24 protein-coding genes are annotated in these 21,981 nt (G+C 72.6%); 15 read left to right on the top strand and 9 right to left on the bottom strand.

Annotation, left to right across the window (positions count from 1 at the left end; translation table 11 throughout):
- The 7 genes from lpxD to ABD067_RS22660 form a co-directional block, all read left to right on the top strand.
- The coding region (lpxD, locus tag ABD067_RS22690) for a UDP-3-O-(3-hydroxymyristoyl)glucosamine N-acyltransferase (protein ID WP_343897684.1) at positions 1-979 on the top strand (979 nt) is incomplete at its 5' end.
- An 8-nt stretch (positions 980-987) separates the two neighbouring features.
- The gene (gene fabZ / locus ABD067_RS22685) at positions 988-1,479 is read left to right on the top strand and encodes a 3-hydroxyacyl-ACP dehydratase FabZ (RefSeq protein ID WP_343897683.1); all 492 of its coding nucleotides are present in this window, start codon (positions 988-990) and stop codon (positions 1,477-1,479) included.
- On the top strand, positions 1,476-2,324 hold the full coding sequence (gene lpxA, locus ABD067_RS22680) for an acyl-ACP--UDP-N-acetylglucosamine O-acyltransferase (RefSeq protein ID WP_343897682.1): 849 nt from the start codon (positions 1,476-1,478) through the stop codon (positions 2,322-2,324). The genes fabZ and lpxA overlap by 4 nt, the downstream gene beginning before the upstream one ends.
- Positions 2,321-3,175 carry an LpxI family protein gene (locus ABD067_RS22675; RefSeq protein ID WP_343897681.1) on the top strand — a complete coding sequence of 285 codons (855 nt, stop codon included), beginning with the start codon at positions 2,321-2,323 and terminating at the stop codon, positions 3,173-3,175. The genes lpxA and ABD067_RS22675 overlap by 4 nt, the downstream gene beginning before the upstream one ends.
- Positions 3,172-3,582 carry a lactoylglutathione lyase gene (gene gloA, locus ABD067_RS22670; protein WP_343897680.1) on the top strand — a complete coding sequence of 137 codons (411 nt, stop codon included), beginning with the start codon at positions 3,172-3,174 and terminating at the stop codon, positions 3,580-3,582. The genes ABD067_RS22675 and gloA overlap by 4 nt, the downstream gene beginning before the upstream one ends.
- 36 nt (positions 3,583-3,618) lie before the next feature.
- Positions 3,619-5,037: a YcjX family protein gene (locus ABD067_RS22665; RefSeq protein WP_343897679.1), complete on the top strand. Its 1,419-nt coding sequence runs from the start codon at positions 3,619-3,621 to the stop codon at positions 5,035-5,037.
- Positions 5,034-5,957: a DUF697 domain-containing protein gene (locus ABD067_RS22660; RefSeq protein ID WP_343897678.1), complete on the top strand. Its 924-nt coding sequence runs from the start codon at positions 5,034-5,036 to the stop codon at positions 5,955-5,957. Before ABD067_RS22665 ends, ABD067_RS22660 begins: the two co-directional genes overlap by 4 nt.
- Positions 5,958-6,046: 89 nt before the next feature.
- Here the strand turns inward: ABD067_RS22660 and ABD067_RS22655 are convergent, their stop codons facing one another.
- The 4 genes from ABD067_RS22655 to ABD067_RS22640 all read right to left on the bottom strand — a co-directional run bounded on the left by ABD067_RS22655 (position 6,047) and on the right by ABD067_RS22640 (position 8,799).
- A complete protein-coding gene (locus tag ABD067_RS22655; RefSeq protein WP_343897677.1) occupies positions 6,047-6,820 on the bottom strand; it encodes a hypothetical protein in 774 nt (257 codons plus the stop codon).
- 97 nt (positions 6,821-6,917) lie between these two features.
- Positions 6,918-7,265 (bottom strand): hypothetical protein, encoded by a 348-nt coding sequence (locus ABD067_RS22650; protein WP_343897676.1) that lies wholly within the window; start codon positions 7,263-7,265, stop codon positions 6,918-6,920.
- A 113-nt stretch (positions 7,266-7,378) separates the two neighbouring features.
- Positions 7,379-7,813 (bottom strand): secondary thiamine-phosphate synthase enzyme YjbQ, encoded by a 435-nt coding sequence (locus ABD067_RS22645; protein ID WP_343897675.1) that lies wholly within the window; start codon positions 7,811-7,813, stop codon positions 7,379-7,381.
- An 8-nt stretch (positions 7,814-7,821) separates the two neighbouring features.
- Entirely contained in the window at positions 7,822-8,799 is a 978-nt protein-coding gene (locus ABD067_RS22640; protein WP_343897674.1) for a Bug family tripartite tricarboxylate transporter substrate binding protein, read from the bottom strand.
- Between the two features lie 79 nt (positions 8,800-8,878).
- On the opposite strand from ABD067_RS22640, the gene ABD067_RS22635 reads away from it, so the two are divergent.
- The 4 genes from ABD067_RS22635 to ABD067_RS22620 all read left to right on the top strand — a co-directional run bounded on the left by ABD067_RS22635 (position 8,879) and on the right by ABD067_RS22620 (position 12,282).
- Positions 8,879-9,967, top strand: coding sequence for an isocitrate/isopropylmalate dehydrogenase family protein (locus tag ABD067_RS22635; RefSeq protein ID WP_343897673.1), 1,089 nt, complete (start codon positions 8,879-8,881; stop codon positions 9,965-9,967).
- A 164-nt stretch (positions 9,968-10,131) separates the two neighbouring features.
- A complete protein-coding gene (locus tag ABD067_RS22630; RefSeq protein ID WP_343897672.1) occupies positions 10,132-11,523 on the top strand; it encodes a flavin monoamine oxidase family protein in 1,392 nt (463 codons plus the stop codon).
- An 83-nt stretch (positions 11,524-11,606) separates the two neighbouring features.
- The gene (locus ABD067_RS22625; protein WP_343897671.1) at positions 11,607-11,933 is read left to right on the top strand and encodes a hypothetical protein; all 327 of its coding nucleotides are present in this window, start codon (positions 11,607-11,609) and stop codon (positions 11,931-11,933) included.
- 193 nt (positions 11,934-12,126) lie between these two features.
- Positions 12,127-12,282 (top strand): hypothetical protein, encoded by a 156-nt coding sequence (locus tag ABD067_RS22620; protein ID WP_343897670.1) that lies wholly within the window; start codon positions 12,127-12,129, stop codon positions 12,280-12,282.
- 320 nt (positions 12,283-12,602) lie between these two features.
- On the opposite strand, the gene ABD067_RS22615 is transcribed toward ABD067_RS22620, so the two are convergent.
- Entirely contained in the window at positions 12,603-12,950 is a 348-nt protein-coding gene (locus tag ABD067_RS22615) for a hypothetical protein (RefSeq protein ID WP_343897669.1), read from the bottom strand.
- A gap of 608 nt (positions 12,951-13,558) precedes the next feature.
- Positions 13,559-14,431, bottom strand: a complete 873-nt coding sequence (locus ABD067_RS22610) for an ATP-binding protein (protein WP_343897668.1) — start codon at positions 14,429-14,431, stop codon at positions 13,559-13,561.
- A gap of 93 nt (positions 14,432-14,524) precedes the next feature.
- Between ABD067_RS22610 and yajC the strand changes: the two genes are divergently transcribed.
- Entirely contained in the window at positions 14,525-14,881 is a 357-nt protein-coding gene (yajC, locus tag ABD067_RS22605; protein ID WP_343897667.1) for a preprotein translocase subunit YajC, read from the top strand.
- A gap of 37 nt (positions 14,882-14,918) precedes the next feature.
- Here the strand turns inward: yajC and ABD067_RS22600 are convergent, their stop codons facing one another.
- Positions 14,919-15,557 carry a superoxide dismutase gene (locus ABD067_RS22600; protein WP_343897666.1) on the bottom strand — a complete coding sequence of 213 codons (639 nt, stop codon included), beginning with the start codon at positions 15,555-15,557 and terminating at the stop codon, positions 14,919-14,921.
- Between the two features lie 136 nt (positions 15,558-15,693).
- On the opposite strand from ABD067_RS22600, the gene ABD067_RS22595 reads away from it, so the two are divergent.
- Both ABD067_RS22595 and ABD067_RS22590 read left to right on the top strand, forming a co-directional pair.
- Positions 15,694-16,539, top strand: a complete 846-nt coding sequence (locus tag ABD067_RS22595; protein WP_343897665.1) for a squalene/phytoene synthase family protein — start codon at positions 15,694-15,696, stop codon at positions 16,537-16,539.
- A gap of 147 nt (positions 16,540-16,686) precedes the next feature.
- Positions 16,687-16,920, top strand: a complete 234-nt coding sequence (locus ABD067_RS22590) for a hypothetical protein (RefSeq protein ID WP_343897664.1) — start codon at positions 16,687-16,689, stop codon at positions 16,918-16,920.
- A 1-nt stretch (position 16,921) separates the two neighbouring features.
- Here ABD067_RS22590 and uvrA read toward each other — a convergent pair whose 3' ends face one another.
- Positions 16,922-19,792: an excinuclease ABC subunit UvrA gene (gene uvrA, locus ABD067_RS22585; protein ID WP_343897663.1), complete on the bottom strand. Its 2,871-nt coding sequence runs from the start codon at positions 19,790-19,792 to the stop codon at positions 16,922-16,924.
- A gap of 172 nt (positions 19,793-19,964) precedes the next feature.
- Between uvrA and ssb the strand changes: the two genes are divergently transcribed.
- The gene (gene ssb / locus ABD067_RS22580; protein WP_343897686.1) at positions 19,965-20,474 is read left to right on the top strand and encodes a single-stranded DNA-binding protein; all 510 of its coding nucleotides are present in this window, start codon (positions 19,965-19,967) and stop codon (positions 20,472-20,474) included.
- Between the two features lie 21 nt (positions 20,475-20,495).
- On the opposite strand, the gene ABD067_RS22575 is transcribed toward ssb, so the two are convergent.
- On the bottom strand, positions 20,496-21,734 hold the full coding sequence (locus ABD067_RS22575; RefSeq protein WP_343897662.1) for an ABC transporter substrate-binding protein: 1,239 nt from the start codon (positions 21,732-21,734) through the stop codon (positions 20,496-20,498).
- Positions 21,735-21,981 lie beyond the last annotated feature (247 nt).

Raw genomic sequence — 21,981 nt, 5'->3', positions numbered from 1 at the left:
GGCGGCGGGCTGCGCGGACGTGCGGGGCGACCCGGAACGCCGCTTCGACGGCGTCGCGTCGCTTGCGGAGGCCGGGCCCGGGCAGGTGAGCTACTTGGCCGAGCGCCGCTACCTGGACGCGCTCCGCGCGACGGGCGCCGGCGCGGTGGTCGTGCCGCCGGCGCACGCCGCCGCGGTGCCGGACGGCGCCGTCGCGGTGGTGACGGAGGCGGCCCAACTCGGCTTCGCCCGCGTCGCCGCCCTGTTCCATCCGCGCCCCGCGCCAAAGGCCGGCATCCATCCGACGGCGGCGGTGGGCGAGGGCGCCACGATCGGGGAGGGGACCGAGGTCGGCGCCTTCGCCGTCATCGGCGACGGCGCGCGCATCGGCAGGGGCTGCGTCGTCCATCCCCACGCCGTGGTCGGCCCCGGCGTCGAGATCGGCGACGGCTGCCGCCTGCACGCCCACAGCAGCGTGTCGCACGCGCTGCTCGGCCGCGGCGTCGTGCTGCACCCGGGCGCGCGCGTCGGCCAGGAAGGCTTCAGCTTCGTGCCCGACGCGCAAGGCCGGTTCGAGACGATGCCGCAACTCGGCCGCGTGGTCATCGGCGACGGGGCGGAGATCGGCGCCAACGCCTGCGTGGACCGCGGGGCGCTGGGCGACACCGTCCTCGGCCCGGGCACCCGCCTCGACAACCTGGTGCAGGTCGGGCACAACGTCCGCACCGGGCGCGGTTGCATCCTCGTCGCGCAGTCCGGCGTTTCGGGCTCGACCGTCCTGGAGGATTTCGTGACCGTCGCGGCTCAGGCGGGTCTCACCGGCCACCTCCGGCTCGGCACGAAGGCGCGGGTCGGCGCGCAGGCCGGCGTCATGAACGATGTGCCGGCCGGCACCGACGTGCTCGGCAGCCCGGCTTGGCCGGCGCGGCAGGCGTGGCGGGCCTTCGCCCACCTCCGCAAGATCGGCCGGGGCGGCGGCGGCGAGGGCAAAGCGGACTAGGGCGGGCCATGGACGGGAACGGCGAAACGGCGGCGCGGGGAACCGGCGGGGAAGCAGCGGTGGAGAGCTTCGACATCGCGCAAATCATGCGCGCCATCCCGCACCGCTACCCCTTCCTGCTGGTGGACCGCATCGTCGAGGTGGTGAAGAACACCTCCGCGGTCGGCGTGAAGAACGTCTCCATCAACGAACCCTTCTTCCAAGGCCACTTCCCGGCGCACCCCGTGATGCCGGGCGTGCTCATCATTGAAAGCATGGCCCAGACCGCCGCCGTGCTGGTGGTGGAATCCCTCGGTCCCGACGCGCGCGGCAAGCTCGTGTACTTCATGAGCATCGAGGGCGCAAAATTCCGCCGGCCCGTCGGCCCAGGCGACCAGCTCCGCGTCCACGTCGTCCGCGAGCGGCAGCGAGGCAACATCTGGCGGTTCCGCGCCGAAGCCAAGGTGGACGGCAAGGTCGCCGCCGAAGCCACCTATTCCGCCATGATCCTCGACCGGTGAGCGCCGCCGAGGTCCACCCGAGCGCGGTGGTCGCCGCCGGCGCCCTCCTCGGTCCCGGCTGCAGCATCGGCCCGTACTGCACCGTCGGCCCCGATGCGGTGTTCGAGGACGGCGTGGAACTGGTGTCCCACGTGGTCGTGGAAGGCGCGACCACCCTCGGCCGCGGCGTGCGCGTCCTGCCCTTCGCCGCCATCGGCACCCCGCCGCAGGACACCAAGTACCGCGGCGAGCCCACGCGCTGCGAAGTGGGCGCCGGCACGCTGGTGCGCGAAGGCTGCACCATCCACCGCGCCAGCGTCGGCGGCGACGGCGCCACCCGCGTCGGCGCGAATTCCATGCTGATGGCGATGGCCCACGTCGCGCACGACTGCCAGCTCGGCGAGGGCGTGATCCTCGCCAACAACGCCATGCTCGGCGGCCACGTCCACGTCGGCGCCGGAGCCTTCATCGGCGGCGGCGCGGCGGTCCATCAAACGGTGCGGATCGGCCGCCTCGCCATGGTGAGCGGCTTGGCCGGCGTCACCAACGACATCCCGCCCTTCGGCTACGTGTTCGGCCTGCCCGCGCGCCTGGTCGGCTTCAACAAGATCGGCCTGCTCCGCCGCGGCGCCACGCGCGACCAGCTCCGCACGCTGCGCGCCGCCAACGCCCTGCTGTTCAAGGATCCCGGCGAGTTCGCCGCCAAGCTGGAGCAGGCGGCCGAGCGCTTCGCCGACGAACCCCTGGTGGGCGAGATCATCGACTTCGTCCGCGACCCGTCGCGCCGCCGCCAGCTCGTCCGCCCCGGCCGCATGGCGGCGCCGGAACTCGGCGGCGTGGACGAGGAGGACGGGGGCGCGGGGTGAGCGCCGCGACGCTCGGCATCCTGGCCGGCGGCGGCGAACTGCCCCTGCGGGTGGCCCGCGCCGCCCGGGCCGCCGGCCGCCCGGTCTTCGCCGTGGTGCTGGCCGGCTGGGGCGAGCCGGGGCAGTGGGCCGGCCTGCCGCACACGGTCGAGCGCCCCGGCGCCGCCGGCCGCATCCTGGCCCGCCTGCGCGCCGAGCGCGTCCGCCAGCTCGTCCTCGCCGGCCGCGCCCGCCGCCCCTCGGTGGCCGCGCTCCGGCCCGACGCGGTCGGCATGCGCATCGTCGCCCGCATCGGCACAGGGTTCCTCCTGGGCGACGACGGCCTGCTCCGCGCCGTCGCGCGCGTGCTGGAGGAAGAAGGCTTCGAGGTGGTGAGCCCGCAATCCGTGCTCACCGGCCTGCTCCCCCCGTCCGGCCTGCTCGCCGGCGCGCCCCCGGACGACGCAACCCGCGCCGACATCCGCCGCGGCGTCGCGGTGTGCCGCGCGCTCGGCGCCGCCGATGTCGGGCAGGCCGCGGTGGTGCAGCAGGGCCTCGTGCTCGGCGTGGAGGCGATCGAGGGCACCGACGCGCTCCTCGCGCGTTGCGGCGAACTGCGGCGGGAAGGCGGCGGGCGCGGCGTGCTGGTCAAGCTGGCGAAGCCCGGCCAGGATCGCCGCCTCGACCTGCCGGCGGTCGGTCCGGACACAGTGCGCCACGCCGCCGCCGTCGGCTTGGCCGGAATCGCCTTCGGGGCCGGCTCCACCGTGCTGCTCGACCGCGAACGCACGGTCGCGGCGGCGGAGTCGGCGGGGCTGTTCCTGCTGGCGCTGGAGCCGCGCGAAACGGACGGAGAGGAGAACTCACGATGAACAGCAACAGCAGCCAAGGCCGCTTCCTGCACACCATGATCCGCGTCGGCAACCTGGAGCGTAGCATCGACTTCTACACGCGCCTGCTCGGCATGAAGGAGCTGCGGCGCCGCGACGTGCCGGACGGCAAGTACACGCTGGCCTTCCTGGGCTACGGCGACGGCAACGCCTCCGGCGGCGCCGAGATCGAGCTGACCTACAATTACGGCACCGAGAAGTACGAGCAGGGCAACGCCTTCGGCCACCTGGCGGTCGGCGTGCCGGACGTCGCCGCCGCGGTGGAAGCGGTGCGCGACGGCGGCGGCAAGGTCACGCGCGAGCCCGGCCCGGTGAAGTTCGGCACCACCGTCATCGCCTTCGTGGAAGACCCGGACGGCTACAAGATCGAGCTGATTGAGCGCCGCTGAGCGGGGAGGGGCCGCGGCGCGCGGTCCCACGTCGCCGTGCCCGACCCCTTCGACTCCCTGCTGCGCCCCCTCGGCCTGTCGCGCCCGTTCGGGCTGCTGCGGGACGCGGCCTGGACCGCGGAGCAACTCGGCCGCTCGGCGCTCGGGCAAGAGCGTCTGCGCGTCGCCGTCACCGGGCTGAGCCGGTCTGGCAAGACGGTGTTCATCACCTCGCTGCTGGCGAACCTGCTGGCGGCGGGGCAGGGGCGCCGCGTCCTGCCGGCGCTGGAAGCGGCCTCCGGCGGCCGGCTCCGCGACGTGCGCTTGGTCCCCGCCGTCGCGCAAACCGTGCCGCGCTTCGACCTCCCGGGCCACTTGGCCGCCCTTGCCGCCGATCCGCCCGCTTGGCCCGGCCGCACCGAGGACCTCTCGACCGTGGAGCTGACGCTCACCCTGGAGCGCTCCTCCTGGATTGGCGGCGGCCTGCTCGGGCGCCGCACAGTCACCCTCGAGTTGCTCGACTACCCCGGCGAATGGCTGCTCGACCTGCCCATGCTGTCGCAGGACTACGCGGCGTGGTCCGCCGCCACCCTCGACCGCTTGCGCCGCGAACCGCGCGCCTCCGCCTGCGCCGCGTTCCTGTCCTTCGTGGACGCCCTCCCGGCCGCCGCGCCGGCCGAGGAGGCCCTGGCCCGCCGCGGCTACACCCTGTACCGCGACGCCCTCCGCGCCTGCCGCGACGACCTCGGGATGCGCCTGCTCCAGCCCGGCCGCGCCCTGAACCCCGGCCCGCGCGGCGAGGCGCCCATCCTCTGGTTCTTTCCGCTGCCCCATCCGGACGACAGCGGCCTGTCCGACCTCCTGCGCCAGCGCTTCGACGCCTACCTCGCCGACCAGCGCGAGAACTTCTTCGAACCCTACTTCCGCCGCTTCCGCCGGCAAGCCGTGCTGGTGGACGTGCTGGGCGCGCTTCACGCCGGCCAAGCCGCGTTCGAGGACACCGCGGACGCGCTGGCCGCCATCGCCGCGGCGCTGCGCGAGGAGGAGTCGTGGCTCGACCGCCTGCTCGGCGTCGGCCCGGAGCGCGTGGCCTTCGCCGCCACCAAGGCCGACCACGTACCGTCCCGCCAGCGCGACGCCTTGGCGGCGCTGCTCGACTCCCTGGTCGGCACGGCGCCCGGCACCCCGTCCTCCGTCCACGTCATCGCCAGCGTCCGCTGCACAGAGGACGACGTGGCCACGCTGGAAGGCCGCCCCGTCGCCGCCGTGCGCGGCGTGCTGCTGGAAAACGGCCGCAGCGCCCGCGTCTACCCCGGCGAGGTGCCGCTCCGCCCGCCGGAGCCCGGCTACTGGCAGCACGGCTTCTTCCGGATGCCGGAATTCCAACCGCCCCGCCTCGATCCTGCCGGCACGGCGGGCGTTCCCCATATAGGCCTCGACACGCTGCTCGCCCGCTTGATCGGAGACCTGCTGTGAGCCGTCCGCCCCCCGATGCCGCCCCGCCGCCGGCCGCGCCGCGGGTGATCCTCGAGAACGAAGCGCCCCCGCCCTCGTCCCGCCCGGCCCCGCGGCTGGACTTCGGCTGGGAACAAGCCGTCGCGCCCGTCCCGCCGCCCCGCCTGCCGTCGCGCTGGTCCGGCCTCGGCCGCGCCGCCGCCGGCTTGGCGGTGCTCCTCCTCGGCCTGGGCGCGCTGGACGCCGCCAATTTCGTCCTGGACCAGTTCGCCCGCGGCACCGTCGCCGGCTTGCTGACCCTGGGCGTGGTCCTGGGCGGCTTCGGCCTCCTCGCCTCCGCCGGCTGGGCGGAGCTGCGCGGCCTGCTGTCCATCCGGGCCGTCGACCGCGCCCGCGAAGCCTTCGCCCGCGGCGACGTGGCGACGGCCCGGACGGAAGCCGTGCGCTGGGCCGAGTCCGTCCCCGATGCCGCCTCCCTGGTCCCCGCGCTCCGCGGCGCCGCCAGCACGGAGGAACTGCGCGCGCTGCTGGAATCCGGCCCGCTGCCGGCGCTCGAATCGCGCGCCACCGCGCTCGGCCGCACCGCCGCCGTGCAAGCCTTCACCATCACCGCCGTCAGCCCCTCGCCGGGACTGGACGCGCTGGTCTTCGCGTGGCGCGGCGTGCGCTTGGTGCGGCAAGTGGCGGCGCTGCACGGCCTCCGGCCGGGCTTCGCCGGCAGCATCGCCCTCCTGCGCCGCACCTTGTTCGACGCCGCCGCCGTCGCCGCCACGGACATCGCCGTGGACGCCGCCGCCCGCGCGCTGCTCTCGAACCGCCTGCTGGAGCAATTCGCCGGCGAGGCCGCGGCCGGCGCGGTGGCGGCGCGGCGGATGCTGCGCCTTTCGCGCGTGGCCGCGGACGCGTGCCGCATCGTGCCGGGGCCCGAGAGGACGGCTTGAAGCGTCGATGAAGCGCACGAAGGATGTAGCGCTCCTCCGAACGGCGTTGACATGGGCCACAGTAGACGGCCGGCGCTTGAGGCTGGTGCTCAGGCGAGAGGTACGCGGTAGCCGTCCAGCGGCAATGTTCCAGGCCTCTTCGGCAGGAGCATTGCGTAATGCCCCGCTTTCGGCTCGGCGATGTGGATGTGCCAATAGGCTTGTCCGTTTTCCTTCGTCGTGATGTTGAGTGCGTTCAGGACGGGAGTCATGACGCGCAATGGCACCGCGAACGCGAAAGGCAGATCCATGCATCCGAGGGTCAGGTACGCTTCTTCCCCCTCGGACAAGAACGTCTGCCACTGCGGATGGTGCGCAAACCAATAGCGACTCGAGCCCTTCTTCGTGTGTCGCTTCGAGACTGTGCAGATGAGGCGCCTACGGCGGTCGGCGCTCCAAAACAGCGCGCGGCTCCTCTTGATGAACGCCGCGCCAGTGTGGCGCGTCAACGCGGCGACAATGTGCTCCCGCTTCTCCTCTAGGAGAGCGCTGTCGGTGAATTGCCAACTCGCCTGTCCATTGCCATCGGCCGTAACGGATCGAGGCGCCTCCTCATCGTTTGCTTCTGCTGCGGTCGCGGTGCCTTCCACTTCCTTCGCTGCCGTGAACATCACATCGATCATTGGGTCGAGACGGGTGTACTCCATGGGAGCGAGCAGGCTCCGGATCTTCAAGCCTGTTTCGATGTCTTCTGTATTCTCTTTCAACTGTACCAACTTGATAAGCGCGTCCGCGCTGATGAGCCTTATGTCCCAAGCGTGACGCGAACCACGTACCTGCGCTTCCAACTCGCCTGTGTCCTCCCGGCCGACGACGATGAGCACCGATGATGGCCCACTGAGTTGGCCGCCTACAGACAGCTTGCTCCTGTACCCGGCCAAGGTATCCAGTGAAATTCGGTATGCGTCGGTAGTCTTCACCTCAACGACGACCGAGTGCTTTTTCAGGCGAGAACCACAGCCCGTCGAACCCGACTGCGTTCGTGACTCCCTGGTAGCGGCCGTTGGCGACCATGTACTCCAGACGGCGCCCGAGCTCATTTATCAGGTTCTGCAAAACCATACCGCTTCTAGCGAAGCTTGCCGTGAGGCAATGCTCGATGTAGCCGGCGATCTTGTTGCTGGGTATCTGAGTCAGGTACTCGCGCAGTTCGTTGGAGCAGGTTGAGCCGTCCTTCAGCACGCCGTCGCCTGCGCTGGACACCACTTGCTCGATCGTTAGTTGCCCAACGGTCTCGGGAGCAGATTCCCAGAAAGCCAACAGCGGCATACGGCGTCCTCATCAATGCGACGCGCGTTCTTATTGGGGACTGCGGGCGCGACACAATGGGCCTGCCGTCACCAGGGTTCCTCGGATCACGCCAGCTCTGGCAAAGGCCTCTTCTACCGCGGTCCCGGCCCGCCGATCAGGTGCAGAACGAGTTCGCGCCGGTGCGGCCGGGTCCGGTGCTCGTAGAGGTAGATACCCTGCCACGTCCCGAGCACCGGCCGCCCGCCTTGCACCGGGATGGAAAGCTGCGTCTGCGTGAGCGCCGCCCGGATGTGCGCCGGCATGTCGTCCGGCCCCTCGTCCTCGTGCCGGTACCGGCCGCCGCCGCCGTCCGGCACCAAGCGCCGGAAGAAGTCTTCCAGGTCGGCCCGCACCTCCGGCGAGGCGTTCTCCTGCACCAGCAGCGAAGCCGAGGTGTGGCGGCACCAGACGGTCAGCAGCCCCGTCCCCACGCCCTGGTCCGCCACCCAACCGAGGACCTCGCCGGTGACCTCCACCAACCCGCGACCGCGCGTCGCTACCGTCAGGCTGCGCAGCCGCTGCTCCACGCGCCCGCCTATCCTTCCAGCCGCACGTTCGCGGCCCGCGCCACCTCCCGCCACTGCGCGATCTCGCGCCGCACGAAGGCGCCGAACTCCTCCGGCGTGCCCGGCGCGGCGATGACGCCCATCTCGACGAACCGCGCCGCCATCGCCGGCTCGCGCAGGATGGAAACCACGTCCGCGTTCACCTTGCGCACCACCTCCGCCGGCATCCCCGCCGGACCGACCAGCCCGGTCCAGCCGTAGGCGCCGTAGCCCGGCGACACCGCCTCGGCGATGGTGGGCACCTGCGGCAGTTGCGGCGCCCGCTCCGGCGTGGTGACGGCGATCGGCGCCAGCTTGCCCGCCTGGATGTGCGGCAGCGCCGAGATGACGCTGTCCATCATCAGCTTGACGTTGCCCGAGAGCAGGTCCGCCACGCCCGGCCCGCTGCCGCGGTAATGCACCATGTTGAGCCGCGCGCCGGTGCGGTGCGCGAACAGCTCCGCCGCCATGTGCTGGCTGGTCGCCGGCCCGGCGGTGGCGCAGTCCAACGGCGCCGCCTTGGCCGCCGCCGCCAGCGCCCGCGCGTCCTGGTGCGGGAAGGAGGGGTGCGCCACCAGCAGCAGCGGCACCACCGCGACGTTGGTGATGAAGGCGAAGTCGCGCTCGGCGTCGTAGGGCACGCGCGCCAGCACGGAAGGGTTCACGCCCAGCGTGCCCGAGGTGCCGGCGGTCAGCGTGTAGCCGTCCGGCGCCGCCCGCGCGCCTGCTTCCAGGGCCGGCGCGCCCGCGCCGCCGCCGCGGTTCTCCACCACCACGCGCTGCGGCCAGCGCTTCGACAGCTCGTCCGCCACCAGCCGCGTCACCGTGTCCGCCGCCTGCCCGGGCGGGAAGGGCACGATGATCCGCACCGGCCGCTCCGGCCATGAACCTTGCGCGCGTAGGACGGAAGGCGCCGCCAGGCCCGCGGCGAGGACGGCGCGGCGGGTGGCCTTTGTGCGGATCGTCATGGCGCTCGCCCTCCCGGTGTGCTTTGGCGGCAGGATAGGTCCGGCCCCACGCGGGCGGCAATCGAGGGGAGGCGCCGGCATGGCGAAGGGGAACACGGTGCGCATCGCGGTGCTGCCCGGCGACGGCATCGGCCAGGAGGTCACGGCCGCGGCCCTCTCCGTGCTGGAGCCGCTGGCCAAGCGCCACGGATTGGGCCTCTCCACCGAAACGCTCCCCGCCGGCGCCTTCCACTTCCGCGACGCCGGCGAAGCGTTCCCCGAGGAGAGCTTCCGCCGCGCCCAAGCCGCCGACGCCAATCTGCTCGGCGCCATGGGCTGGCCCGGCATCCGCTACCCCGACGGCACGGAGATCGCGCCGCAGCTCGACCTCCGCTTCCGCCTCGGCCTCTATGCCGGCGTCCGCCCGGTGCGCGCCATCCCCGGCGTGCCCGTCGCGCTGGCCGACCCGCGCGCGCGGGCGATGGACTTCGTCATCCTCCGCGAGAGCACCGAGGGCCTGTTCCACTCGCGCGGCCGCGGCACTGTCACCGACGACATGGCGGAGGAAACGCTCCGCATCACCCGCGCCACCACCGAGAAGCTCTCCCGCTTCGCCTTCCGCCTCGCCGAGCGCCGCGCCGAGCGCCTGGGTCGACGCGGCAGGGTGACGCTGGTGGACAAGGCCAACGTGTTCCGCGCCTTCGCCTTCATGCGCGCCGTGTTCGACGGCGTCGCGGCCGAGTTCCCCGGCGTGGACAGCGCCCACCACTACGTGGACGCCATGGCGCTCGACATGCTCCGCCGCCCCTGGGAGTTCGACGTGCTGCCGACGGAGAACATGTTCGGCGACATCCTCTCCGACCTCGGCGCCGGCCTAGTCGGCGGCATGGGCTTCTCGCCCTCCGCCGACATCGGCGACGACCACGCCGTGTTCCAGCCCGCCCATGGCACCGCGCCCGACATCGCCGGCAAGGGCCTGGCGAACCCCACCGCCACGGTCCTCTCGGCGGCGATGATGCTCGACTGGCTCGCCTCCCGCGGCGCCGGCCAACCCTTCGCCGACGCGGCCTCCGAGCTGGAACGGGCGGTGGACGCCGCCTTCGCCGCCGGCCTCCGCACCCCCGACATCGGCGGCGCCGACGGCACGGAGGCCGCCGCGCGCGCCATCCGCGAAGGGATCGGCGCCTGACGCCCACCGCGCCACCGCGGACCCGCCGCGCGCTGATCGGCGGCATCGCCGCGGCCGGCGGCCTTCCCGCCGCGGCCGCCGCCATCGCCGCCCTGGCGCCGCCATCGCCCGCACGGGCTACCGCCGCGCCACCGCGCCTGCTTCCCCGGCCGTGGCACGTCGCGGTGCTCGGCGCCGGCATCTCCGGCATGGCGGGGGCGCTCGCCATGCGCCGCGCCGGCTGGTCGGTGACGGTGCTCGAAGCCGAAACGCGCCCCGGCGGCCGCTGCCTCACGCTGCGCACCGGCGACATCGTGCGGGAAGACGGCCACCCCGAACAGCGCATCGGCTGGGACGCCGCGCCGCACCTCTACTTCAACCCCGGCCCCGCCCGCATCCCGCACCACCACCGCGCCGTGCTCGGCCTCTGCCGCGACCTCGGCGTTCCGCTGGAGCCGCTGGTGAACGAGAATCGCGCCGCCTCCCTGCGCAGCGACGCGTCGGGCGGCACCACGCTCCCGCTGCGCCGCGTCGCCGCCGACCTGCGCGGCACGGTCGCCGAGCTGGCCGCCAAGTCGCTCACCCGCGCCGCCCTCGACGGGCCCTTCACCGAAGCCGACCTCGGCGCGCTCCGCTCCATGCTGCGCGGCTTCGGCGCCCTCGACGCCGACGGGCGCTACCGCGGCTCCCGCCGCGCCGGCTGGGCCGAGCCGCCCGGCGCCGCTTCGCCGGGGGTCGCGCACGCGCCCCTCGATCCGCGCCTGCTGCTCGACCCGGCCTTCTGGGCCACCGCCAGCTTCGCCGAAGGCGTGGACTACGCCGCCACCATGCTGCAACCCGTGGGCGGCATGGACCGCATCGCCGCCGCCCTGCACGCGGCGCTCGGCGACTCGGTGCTCCTCGGCTGCGAGGTCGCCTCCCTCCGCCGCGGCGGCGGCGGCGGGGCGAGGGTGGCGTGGCGCCAGGACGGCGCCCCGCGCGAAGCCCGCTTCGACCGCGTGCTCTGCACCCTGCCGCCGCCGCTCCTCGCCGCGCTCGACACCGACCTCCCGCCGGAACGCCGCGCCGCCCTGCGCTCGCTCGCCCAGCACCCCGCCGGCAAGCTCGCCTTCCACGCCCCGCGCCGCTTCTGGGAAGAGGACGACGCCATCTACGGCGGCATCGCCTGGACCACGGGCGACGCCACCCAGCTCTGGTACCCCAGCCACGGCTTCCACGCCGCCGGCGGCGGCGTCCTGGTCGGCGCCTACGCCTGGGACGCAGGCCCCGCGCTCCGCTTCGCCGCCCGGACTCCCGCCGAGCGCGCCGCTTCCGCCGCCAGCGACGGCGAGGCGCTCCACCCCGGCTACGCGCGCGAGGTCGCCCACCCGGTGTCCGTGTCCTGGCCCAACATGCCCCGCGCCCGCGGCGCCTGGACCGAATGGACCGAAGAACAGCGGCGCGACCTCCAACCGATGCTCCGCGCGCCCGAAGGCCCCTACCACTTCGCCGGCGAATACCTGTCCTTCCTGCCCGGGTGGCAGGAGGGCGCCGTCCTGTCCGCCTGGGCGGCGGTCGAAGCCATGGCCGCGGGCTGACGGCACCCGTCGCTTGCTCCCCCGCCCGGGCCCTGGTGGAAGCCCGCGACCGTTAGCTGAACCCGCCCGACCTCGTGGAGCGCTTGCCGGAGGTCGTCCCCGCCTTCCCCGACCGTATACTGCCACGCGACGCCGAGGCCGCCGCCACACTGAAGACCCGCACCCTCATCGACCTCTACAACACCCGCGGCAAGCCCGAGGGCGCCTGGCTCGACGCCCTGCACGCCGCGCTCGACGCCGCAGTCGCCGCCGCCTACGGCTGGCCCGCCGACATAGGGGAGGACGAAGCCATCGCCGCCCTGCTCGCCCTCAACCGCGAGCGAGGCGGGGCCGAGCCGGTATCGCCGCGACCACGCGCCGCGTCGGCTGGACCTTCCGGTCCGCGACTCGCCACGCCGGCCGCCACCTGACGCGGCCCCGCGGTCGGGTTTTCACGGCCGCGCGTCGCCCACCTGGGCCAGCGCGGCGTGGCGTGCCCTGGCGTTCCGTCGGGCGATCCGCCACGGATGCCGCCGTCTGCCACCCAACAGGGATGAATGATCGGCTTCTGCAATATATGAAGTTGCGCAAACGTGAGTTTGCGCCAGCATAAGTTGTGTTTTTATGAGGCCCATGCCGTTCCGGGTCGCAATTCTGCTGGCGTTGGTCGCCGCCGGCGCCGCCGTAGGCGCGGCGGCGTCGGGCGGGTTCGTGGCCAAAGCCCCCGCCGGTTCGTCGCCGCCGGTGCAGGTCACGAAGTACTACGACCCGCTGCCCTGACCGGCCAGCCGAGGCGTCCCGAAAACACCCCGCGTTGGCCGGTAACCGAGCCGACGAACACCCGCGGGCCACCCCGTCGCCAGCCTACGGGGAGCGTCCCGAGCCGGCGCGCACGGCGGACGCGCGATCCCGCTGTGTGGAAGCGGCCAGAAGCGTGGGCCGCTGGCCGATGGGGGCCGCACCTGCCCCCTCCCGGCCGCCGCGCACCGGAAGACGCTTGAGCAGACCGCGCCTGACCGTCCTCTGTCAGGCGCGTGAAGGTGCCCGCGAAAACAACCAACTGGAGCGCGCTGACCGGGTATGGCCAGCCGAAAAGCGCTTCAGCGGAACGACAAGCCGATGCTGAAACCGGGCGCCACCGGGGTCGGCGGATAGAACGCTCGCGGTGGCGGCGGCACGTAACCATACGCCACCGGTGGCGGCGCGTAGCCGTAGGCCACCGGCGGCGGCCCGTAGTACGGCACAGGCGGCGGCGCGTAGGCGCGGGGCGGGGCGTAGTAGACCGGGGGCGGCGGGGGCGGGACGTAGTAGGCCAGCGGCGGCGGCGCGTAGTAGCGCGGCGCGTCGTAGTAGCCCCACCGGTCCCGATGCGCCGAAGCCGGCACGGCGGCCGCCGCGAGCGCGACCAGCGCACCTCCCGCCGCCAGAACCTTCACCATCACCCGCATCGCCGTCGCTCCCAACAGGGTGCCTCGGCCGCATATGGCTCCCCCATCGCGGCGAAACCGGGGCGGCAGCGAGGGATCACCGGGGCAAGCGCGCCACACTCCCGCCGCGGGTTGCCCGCGTCGCTTGCGCCCCGGCGACGCTCAATGTTATAAGAATAAAAGCTTTGCTTCGCCGCTCTTTGAACCCGCCATCAGCACCACCCCGCGGGGAGCGTCCGGCCGATCCCGAACCGCCACGCCGCCAAGGTCGCGGGCGCGCGAACCAGCCCAGCCCCAACGGAGGCGCCACCCGCCAGCGCACCGGTACGCCCGACCACTGATGGCGCCCGCCCGGCCGGCCATTCGTCCGAACGCGGCAAAAGGCCTCCCGCCTGGGCCGGCCATTCGTCCGAAAGCAGCAAAAAGACGCCCGGCCCAACCCAGCCATTCGTCCGAATGCGACAAAACGGCCCCCGCTCCGCAGGCCATTCGTCCGATACCGGCAAAGAGCGTCCTGCCCGGAGCGGCCATTCGTCCGAAAGCGGCAAAAGGACGCCCGCCCGGTCGGCCATTCGTCCGGATGCCGCGCCGAGCGGCCGGTAAGACGGGCAAGCGGGCGAGCCGGCGGCCTACCCCGCCGCCCTGGCCGCCACCCCCAGCCGCCCCGCCAAGTCCTGGATGAACTGCCAGGCCACCCGCCCGGAGCGCCCGCCGCGCGTCACCGACCACTCGTTGGCCTCCCGCTGCAGCTCCTCAGCCCCGATCGGCAGCCCCATCGCCTCCGCGTAGCCCTCCACCATGGCGAAGAAGGTCGGCTGGTCGCAGTTGTGGAAGCCGATCCACAGCCCGAAGCGGTCGGACAAGGAGACCTTCTCCTCCGTCGCCTCCGACGGGTTGATCGCCGTGCTCCGCTCGTTCTCGATCATGTCCCGCGGCATCAGGTGGCGGCGGTTGGAGGTGGCGTAGAACAGCACGTTCTCCGGCCGCCCCTCGATGCCGCCGTCCAGCACCGACTTCAGCGCCTTGTAGTCGCTGTCCCCCCGCTCGAACGACAGGTCGTCGCAGAACACCAGGCACCGCCGCTCCTGCGGGCGCAGCGCATCCATCAGCTCCGGCAGGGTCCGTATCTCCTCCCGGTGTATCTCGACCAGCGCCAGCGAACCGGGCCGGCGGGCGTTGGCCTCCGCGTGCGCCGCCTTCACCAGCGACGACTTGCCCATCCCCCGCGCGCCCCAGAGCATCGCGTTGTTCGCCGGCAGCCCGCGCGCGAACCGCAACGTGTTCTCGACCAGCAGGTCGCGCTGCCGGTCGATGCCTTGCAGCAGCCCCACCGCCACCCGCGACACCCGCGGCACCGGCTTCAAACGCGGCACGGGCGAGGGGTCCCACACGAAGGCGTCTGCTCCCTCCGGCCGCGGCGGTTCCGGCGCTGGCGGCGCGAGGCGCTCCAGCGCCTCGGCGATGCGGTTCAACGCGGGCAGCAAGGCGGGGTCGTCGTCCATGTCGGCGGGCCGTCCGGGATCGGGAGTGTTGACGGGGAGGGGCGCGAAGCTAGGGTGCGCGCCCGCCGACCGCAATTCAGGAACAAGACCAGGATGTTGGTATCCCCCGCCTTCGCGCAGGACGCCGCCGCCGCCGGCGGCACCGCCGCCGTGGTCATGCAGATCCTGCCGCTCGTCCTGATCTTCGCGGTGTTCTACTTCCTGCTCATCCGCCCGCAGCAGAAGAAGCAGCGCGAGCACCGCGAGCTGTTGCAGAAGCTCAAGCGCGGCGACCGCGTGCTCACCGCCGGCGGCATCATCGGGCAGGTGACGCGGGTGAAGGACGGCGTGGACGAGATCGAGGTGGAGATCGCGCCCAACGTCCGCGTCAACGTGCTGCGCCAGACGATCAGCGACACCTTCAAGCCCGCCGGCGCGGCGGACGCGAAGGCCGAGGCCGCGAAGGGCTGAGGCGGCGCCGCTCCGGGCGCCGCCCCGCCCGCCGGCGTCAGGCGCTCTGGCCGGACTTCATGCCGCCGGAGGACAGGAACCCGTCGACCTTCTCCCAATCCACCAGCTTGGCCAGGAAGTTGTCGAGGTAGTTCGGCCGCACGTTGCGGAAGTCGAGGTAGTAGGCGTGCTCCCACACGTCGACGCCGAGGATCGGCTGGCCCTCGCCGGTGGACAGCGGGTTGGCGCCGTTGGGCGTCTTGGTCACCTTCAGCTTGCCGTCGGCCGCGATGACCAGCCAGGCCCAGCCGGAGCCGAACTGCGTCACGCCGGCCTGCTTGAAGGCCTCCTTGAACTGCGCGAAACCGCCGAGGTCCTGGGTGATCTTGTCGCCGAGGCGCTGCGGCAGCTTCTCGCCCCCGCCCTTCGGCGACATCACCTGCCAGAACAGGCAGTGGTTCCAGTGCTGCCCGGCCTGGTTCAGCACCGGCAGCCCGTCGGCGCCCTGCTTCCCGGCCTCGGCGACGATGTCTTCGAGCGACTTGCCCTTGAGGTTCTTGCTCTCGACCAGCCCGTTCAGCGCCGTGACGTAGGCGTTGTGGTGCTTGCCGTGGTGCAGCTCCAACGTCTCCTGGCACATCCCCTGGCCGGCGAGCGCGTCGGCGGAGTAGGGCAGCGGCGGCAGGCTGAATGCCATGTGTTCTCTCCCGTGGTTGGCCGTCCGCGCGCGGGGCGGCGGCGGCCGGACGGCCGACAGCTAGGCGCCGCCCCTCCGCCGGTCAAGCAAACCGCGCCGCGGTTGCGGCGCGGCGGACAGCGGCCATAAGGGCCGCATGTCGGACACGGTCCCCACGACGGCCCCGGCCGGCGGATCGCTCGCGGAGTTCGTGCGCCGCCACGACCCCGACCGTTTCCTTTGCGCCCTCTTCGCGCCCGCCGAGCGCCGCGAAACCCTTTTCGCTCTGGTCGCCTACAACCACGAGCTGGCCCGCGCGCGCGAAGCCGCCCGCAACCCGATGGCCGCGCTGATCCGCCTGCAATGGTGGCGCGACGCCGTGGAGGACGCCGCCGCCGGGAAGCCCCCGCGCCGGCATGAGGTCGCCGAACCGCTCGCCCGCGCCGTCAAGGGCGGGTGCATCGAACCCGCCGACCTGCTCGCCCTCGCCGACGCCCGCGAAGCCGAAGCGGAGGAGGACGGGGAGGGCATCCCGACCGTCCCCGCCTTCCAGGCTTACCTGCGCGGCACGGCCGCCGCGCTCGCCGTGGCCGGCGGCCGCCTGCTCGGCGCCCCGCCGGAAGCGCTGCCCGGCCTGCAACGGCGCGGCGCCGCCTACGGCGCCACGGGCGTGCTGCGCGCCGTACCGGCCCTCGCGCGCCAGGGCCGCTGCCTGCTGCCGGCCGACGCCCTCGCCGTGCACGGGCTGACGCCAGCCAAGGTCGTGCGCACCCCGACCGCGCCGGCGCTCAGAGCGGTCGCAGCCGACCTCCTCGCCGCGGAGGAACTCCGGGCGCCGCCGCCCGAACCGCTGCCCTCGCGCTGGATCGCCGCGGCGCTGCCGGCGGTGTTGGCCCGGCGGGACGCGCGCCGCCTCCTGGCCCGTGGCGTCGCCGCCGACCCGGCCCGCACGACCGGCGACAAGCTGGCCGTCACCTTGGCCGCCCTGCGCGGGAAGGGCTGACCGGCCGGGGAAGCCAAGTGCCGTCGATATGACCGGGGAAGGGCGCCCGCCCTGCAACGGGCGCGGTTCCGCCGCGCTTCGGACACTGTCAGGCGCCACCTTGGCGGGAAAGGGCGGCAAAGGCCGCCGCGACGAGAGGAGAAGGAGATGACTCGCCGCTTGTCCTGGGCCGTCAAGCTCGTGGCCTTGGTCGGCACCGCCGTCGGGCTGTCGGGTTGCGTGGCGTACACCACCCCGGGCTACGCCTACCGCACGCCCGGCTATTACGCGCCGCCGCCGGTGTACCGGCCCTACGTGCGCCCCCACGGCGGATGGGGCTACGGCTATGGCCGGCCCGGCTGGGGCGGGCCGCGCGGCTACTACGGCCGTCCCTATTGGTGAGCTAGGCCCGCCGCTTCCGCCGCACCGGCTCCGCCTCGCGCGCCAGCAGCGGCATGAGGAAGCGGCCGGTGTGGCTTTCGGGCGACGCGGCGACATCCTCGGGCGTGCCCTGCGCCACCACGCGCCCGCCGCCTTCGCCACCCTCCGGGCCGAGGTCGAGTATCCAGTCGGCGGTCTTGATGACCTCCAGGTTGTGCTCGATCACCAGCACGGTGTTGCCGGCCGCCACCAGCGCGTGCAGCACCTCGAGCAGCTTCCGCACGTCCTCGAAATGCAGGCCGGTGGTGGGCTCGTCCAGGATGTAGAGCGTGCGGCCGGTGGCACGGCGCGCCAGCTCCTTCGACAGCTTGATGCGCTGCGCCTCGCCGCCCGACAGCGTCGTCGCCTGCTGGCCCAGGTGGATGTAGCCCAGGCCCACCTCGCGCAGCACCCGCAGCTTCTCGGAGATGGCGGGCACGGCGGAGAAGAACTCGCAGCCCTCGTCCACCGTCATCTCCAGCACGTCGGAGATGGACTTGCCGCGGAACTGCACCTCGAGGGTCTCGCGGTTGTAGCGCTTGCCCTTGCAGGTGTCGCAGGTGACGTAGACGTCGGGCAGGAAGTGCATCTCGATCTTGATGAGGCCGTCGCCCTGGCACGCCTCGCAGCGGCCGCCCTTGACGTTGAACGAGAAGCGGCCCGGCTTGTAGCCGCGCGCGCGGCTTTCCGGCAGCTCCGAGAACCAGTCGCGGATCGGCGCGAAGAGGCCGGTGTAGGTCGCCGGGTTGGAGCGCGGCGTGCGGCCGATCGGCGACTGGTCGATGTCGATGATCTTGTCGAGCAGCTCCAGCCCTTCGATGCGGTCGTGCGGGCCGGGCACGGTGCCCGCGCCCATCAGGCGGCGCGCGGCGGCCTTGTAGAGCGTCTCGATCACCAGGCTCGACTTGCCGCCACCGGAAACGCCGGTGACGCAGGTGAAGGTGCCGAGCGGGAACTCCGCCGTGACGTTCTTGAGGTTGTTGCCGGCGGCGCCTACCACCCGCACCACGCGCTTCTTGTCCACGGGGCGCCGCGTCGCCGGCACCGCGATGCCGCGCCGCCCGGACAGGTAATCGCCGGTGAGGCTGGCCGGGTTGGCCGCCACCTCCGCCGGTGTGCCCTGCGCCACCACGCGCCCGCCGCCGGCGCCCGCCGCGGGGCCGATGTCCACGAGATGGTCCGCGGCGCGGATCGCGTCCTCGTCGTGCTCCACCACCAGCACGGTGTTGCCGAGGTCGCGGAGGCGCCGCAGCGTCGCCAGCAGCCGCTCATTGTCGCGCTGGTGCAGGCCGATGGAGGGCTCGTCCAGCACGTAAAGCACGCCGGTGAGGCCGCTACCGATCTGCGAGGCGAGGCGGATGCGCTGCGACTCGCCGCCCGAGAGCGTCGCCGACGAGCGGCCTAGCGAGAGGTAATCGAGGCCTACGTCCACGAGGAACTGCAGCCGCTCCTCGATCTCGCGCAGGATGCGGCGCGCGATCTCGCGGCGCTGCGGCGTGAGCGTGTCCGACACCGTGCCGAACCACTCGCGCGCCTTGCGGATGGAGACGTCGTTTGCCTCGCCGATGTGCCGGCCCGCGACCTTCACCGACAGCGCCTCGGGCTTCAGCCGGTGGCCGCTGCAGGCGGGGCAGGGCTTGTCCGCCTGGTAGCGCGTCAGGTCCTCGCGCACCCACGGGTTGTCCGTCTCGCGGAAGCGCCGCTCCAGGTTGGGCAGCACGCCCTCGAAGGGTTTCTCGACCACGTAGGCGCGCAGACCGTCCTTGTAGCGGAGCGCCACCGTCTCGTTCCCGGTGCCCTGCAGGATGGCGTGGCGCACCTTCTCCGGCAGCTCGCCCCAGGGCGTCGAGGTCGAGACCTTGAAATGCTTCGCCAAGCTTTCGAGCGTCTGGTCGTAGTAGGGCGCCGAAGCGCCGGTCCAAGGCGCGACCGCGCCTTCCTTGATGGAGCGGAGGTCGTCCGGCACCACCAGCATGGGGTCGAAGAAGGTCTGCGTGCCGAGGCCGTCGCAGGTCGGGCAGGCGCCCTGCGGGCTGTTGAAGGAGAAGAGCCGCGGCTCGATCTCCTCGATGGTGAAGCCGCTCTCCGGGCAGGCGAACTTGGCGCTGAACACTGAGCGCTCGCCGGTGTCGGCGTTCTCCGCGTAGGCCACGCCGTCGGCGAGCGCCAGCGCGGTCTCGAAGCTGTCGGCGAGGCGCGGGGCGATGCCCTCGCGCACCACGACGCGGTCCACCACCACCTCGATGTCATGCTTGAGCTTCTTGTCGAGCTTCGGCGCTTCCGAGAGCAGGTGCAGCGTGCCGTCCACCTTCACCCGCTCGAAGCCGCGGCGCTGGAACTCCGCGAACTCCTTGCGGAACTCGCCCTTCTTGCCGCGCGCGACCGGCGCCAGGAGCAGCAGCCGCGTTCCCTCCGGCATGGCCAGCACGCGGTCCACCATCTGGCTGACGGTCTGCGCTTCGATCGGCAGGCCGGTGGCGGGCGAGTAGGGCACGCCGACGCGCGCCCACAGCAGGCGCATGTAGTCGTGGATCTCGGTGACGGTGCCGACGGTGGAGCGCGGGTTGTGGGAGGTGGTTTTCTGCTCGATGGAGATCGCCGGCGAGAGCCCCTCGATCGAGTCCACGTCCGGCTTCTGCATGAGTTGCAGGAATTGCCGGGCGTAGGCGGAAAGGGATTCGACGTAGCGCCGCTGCCCTTCGGCATAGATCGTGTCGAAGGCGAGGGAAGATTTTCCGGAGCCGGAAAGGCCGGTGATGACCGTCAGCGTCCCGCGCGGGATGTCGAGGTCCAAGTCCTTGAGATTGTGGGTCCGGGCGCCGCGGATGCGGAGGGGGGAGGTGCTCTCGAACATGCGCGCTCCGCATCGGGCGGCCCAGGGGAATCCCTGGCCGGCCGGGTGGTGTTCTGGTCTTGTTCACGCTATATATGACCGGCCGCGGGGCGCCTGGGAAGGGCGTTTGGATGGCCGGCTACGGTTGTCCAAGGTAGTGTCGCGGCACGACTGGCGCGAGAGGGCGATTCCCATGGCGGGCGTGAACAAGGTGATCCTTCTGGGCCGCCTCGGGCGGGACCCGGAGGTCCGGAACTTCCAGAACGGCGGCAAGGTGGTGAACCTGCGCCTGGCGACCTCCGAGCGGTACAAGGACCGCGAGGGCAACCAGCAGGAGCGCACCGAGTGGCACTCGGTGGCGATCTTCAACGAGCGGTTGGGCGAGGTCGCGGAGAAGTACCTGAAGAAGGGCAACGAGGTCTACATCGAGGGCCAGCTCGAAACCCGGAAGTGGCAAGGCCAGGACGGGCAGGAGAAGTACTCCACCGAGATCGTCCTGCGCCAATTCCGCGGCGAGTTGCAGCTCGTGGGCGGCCGCGGCGGGGCCGGCGGCGGCGACGCACCGGCCGAGGGCGGGTCGTTCAACGGCGGCGGCGGGCGGTCGTCCTCCTTCGGCGACCGTGGCGGCTCGTCGGGCGGCGGCGGCCGGGGCGGCTGGGATAAGCCCAAGAGCGCCGACCTGGACGACGACATCCCGTTCTGAGGCGGCTGGCGCCGTCCGCGCTCAGGCTTTGACGAAGGGGCAGTTGCCTTCCGCCAAGGGCCGGAAGGCCTGCTCCGCCGGCGTGGTCGCCAGCACCTTGAGGTAGTCCCACGGCCCGCGGCTCTCGGCCGGCTCCTTCACCTGGAACAGGTGGGTCGGGTGGAGCTTGCGGCCGTCCGCGCGGACGGAGCCGGGGCCGTGCGCGTCGTCGTCCGTCGGCAGCCGCTTCATCGCCTCGATTGTGTCGAGGCCCGACGCCTTGGCCCGCGCCGCGCCGATCTCCGCCACGGCCCGCAAGTAGTGGAACGCGGCGCCGTAGGCCTGCGCCTGCACGCTGTTCGGCGCGTGGTTGTTCGCCATCTTGCCGCGCAGCCGCCCGTGCAGCGCGCGGGTGCGGTCGTTGAGGTCCCAGTAGAAGCTCTCCGTCAGCACCAGCCCTTGCGCGGTGGGCAGGCCGAGGGTGTGGACGTCCACGATGAAGCCGATCATCGCCGCCGGGCGGATGCCGCGCCCCGCCAGGCCGAATTCGCCCGCCTGCTTGACGCAGTTGATCATGTCCGCGCCGGCGTTGCAGAAGCCCACAGCGTCCGGCCGCGCGGACGCCGCGCTGACGATGAAGGACGAGAAGTCGGTGGTCTGCGGGAAGGGGTAGACCGCGCTGCCCACCACCTGCCCGCCGTTCGCCTGCACCACCCGCGTCGCCTCGCGCTGCACCGAATGGCCGAAGGCGTAGTCGGCGGTGATGAAGAACCAGCGCTTGGCCCCGGCTCGGGCGAGCGCGCCGGCGGTGGATTGCGCGCAGGCCCAGGTGTCGGTGGTCCAGTGGACCATGTTCGGGCTGCACGCCGGGCCGGTGAGGTCGGCGGAGGCGGCGCCGCTGTTCAGGTGGGCCTTGTTCTTCTCCCGCGCCAAGCCGTTGATCGCCATGGCGATGGCGCTGTTGTTGACCTCCAGGATGGCGTCCACCCCGTCGCGGTCGAACCACTGCCGGGCGACGTTCACGCCCACGTCGGGCTTGTTCTGGTGATCGGCTTGCAGGATCTCGACGTTCAGGCCGCGCGCGGAGGCGCCGAAATCCTGCGCCGCCTGCCGCGCCATGACGACGCAGTTCGGCCCGCTGATGTCGCGGTAGGGGCCGGACATGTCGGACAGGACGCCGATGCGGACCGTGGGAGACGCCGCCTGTTGCGCCCGCGCGGCGCCGCCGCCCGCCACCATCGCCGCCGGCAGCGCCAGCGCGCCCCGCCTGGATAGCTCCATGTCCGTCCTCCCTCCCGCCGGCTTCGCGCCGTTGCAGCGGAGCCTAGCCCCGCGACGGGCCGCGGAGGGAGCGGAATTTCCATTGCCATAACGGTCCGGAGGGCGCCGGAGTCGTTTGGATTCTCGGGCGTCTTGCGCTATATAAGTTTCCTGATTTCCATGGACTTGGCCCCCGCCGCCACGCGGCCGGGCGACGCCGCGACGGCCCGGTCCGGGCCGCTTCCGCGGGCCGGTCCGCAACCAGCGA

The sequence above is a fragment of the Craurococcus roseus genome (assembly GCF_039523795.1).
GTDB lineage: Bacteria > Pseudomonadota > Alphaproteobacteria > Acetobacterales > Acetobacteraceae > Craurococcus > Craurococcus roseus.
This window is presented reverse-complemented; position numbering and strand designations above follow the sequence as displayed.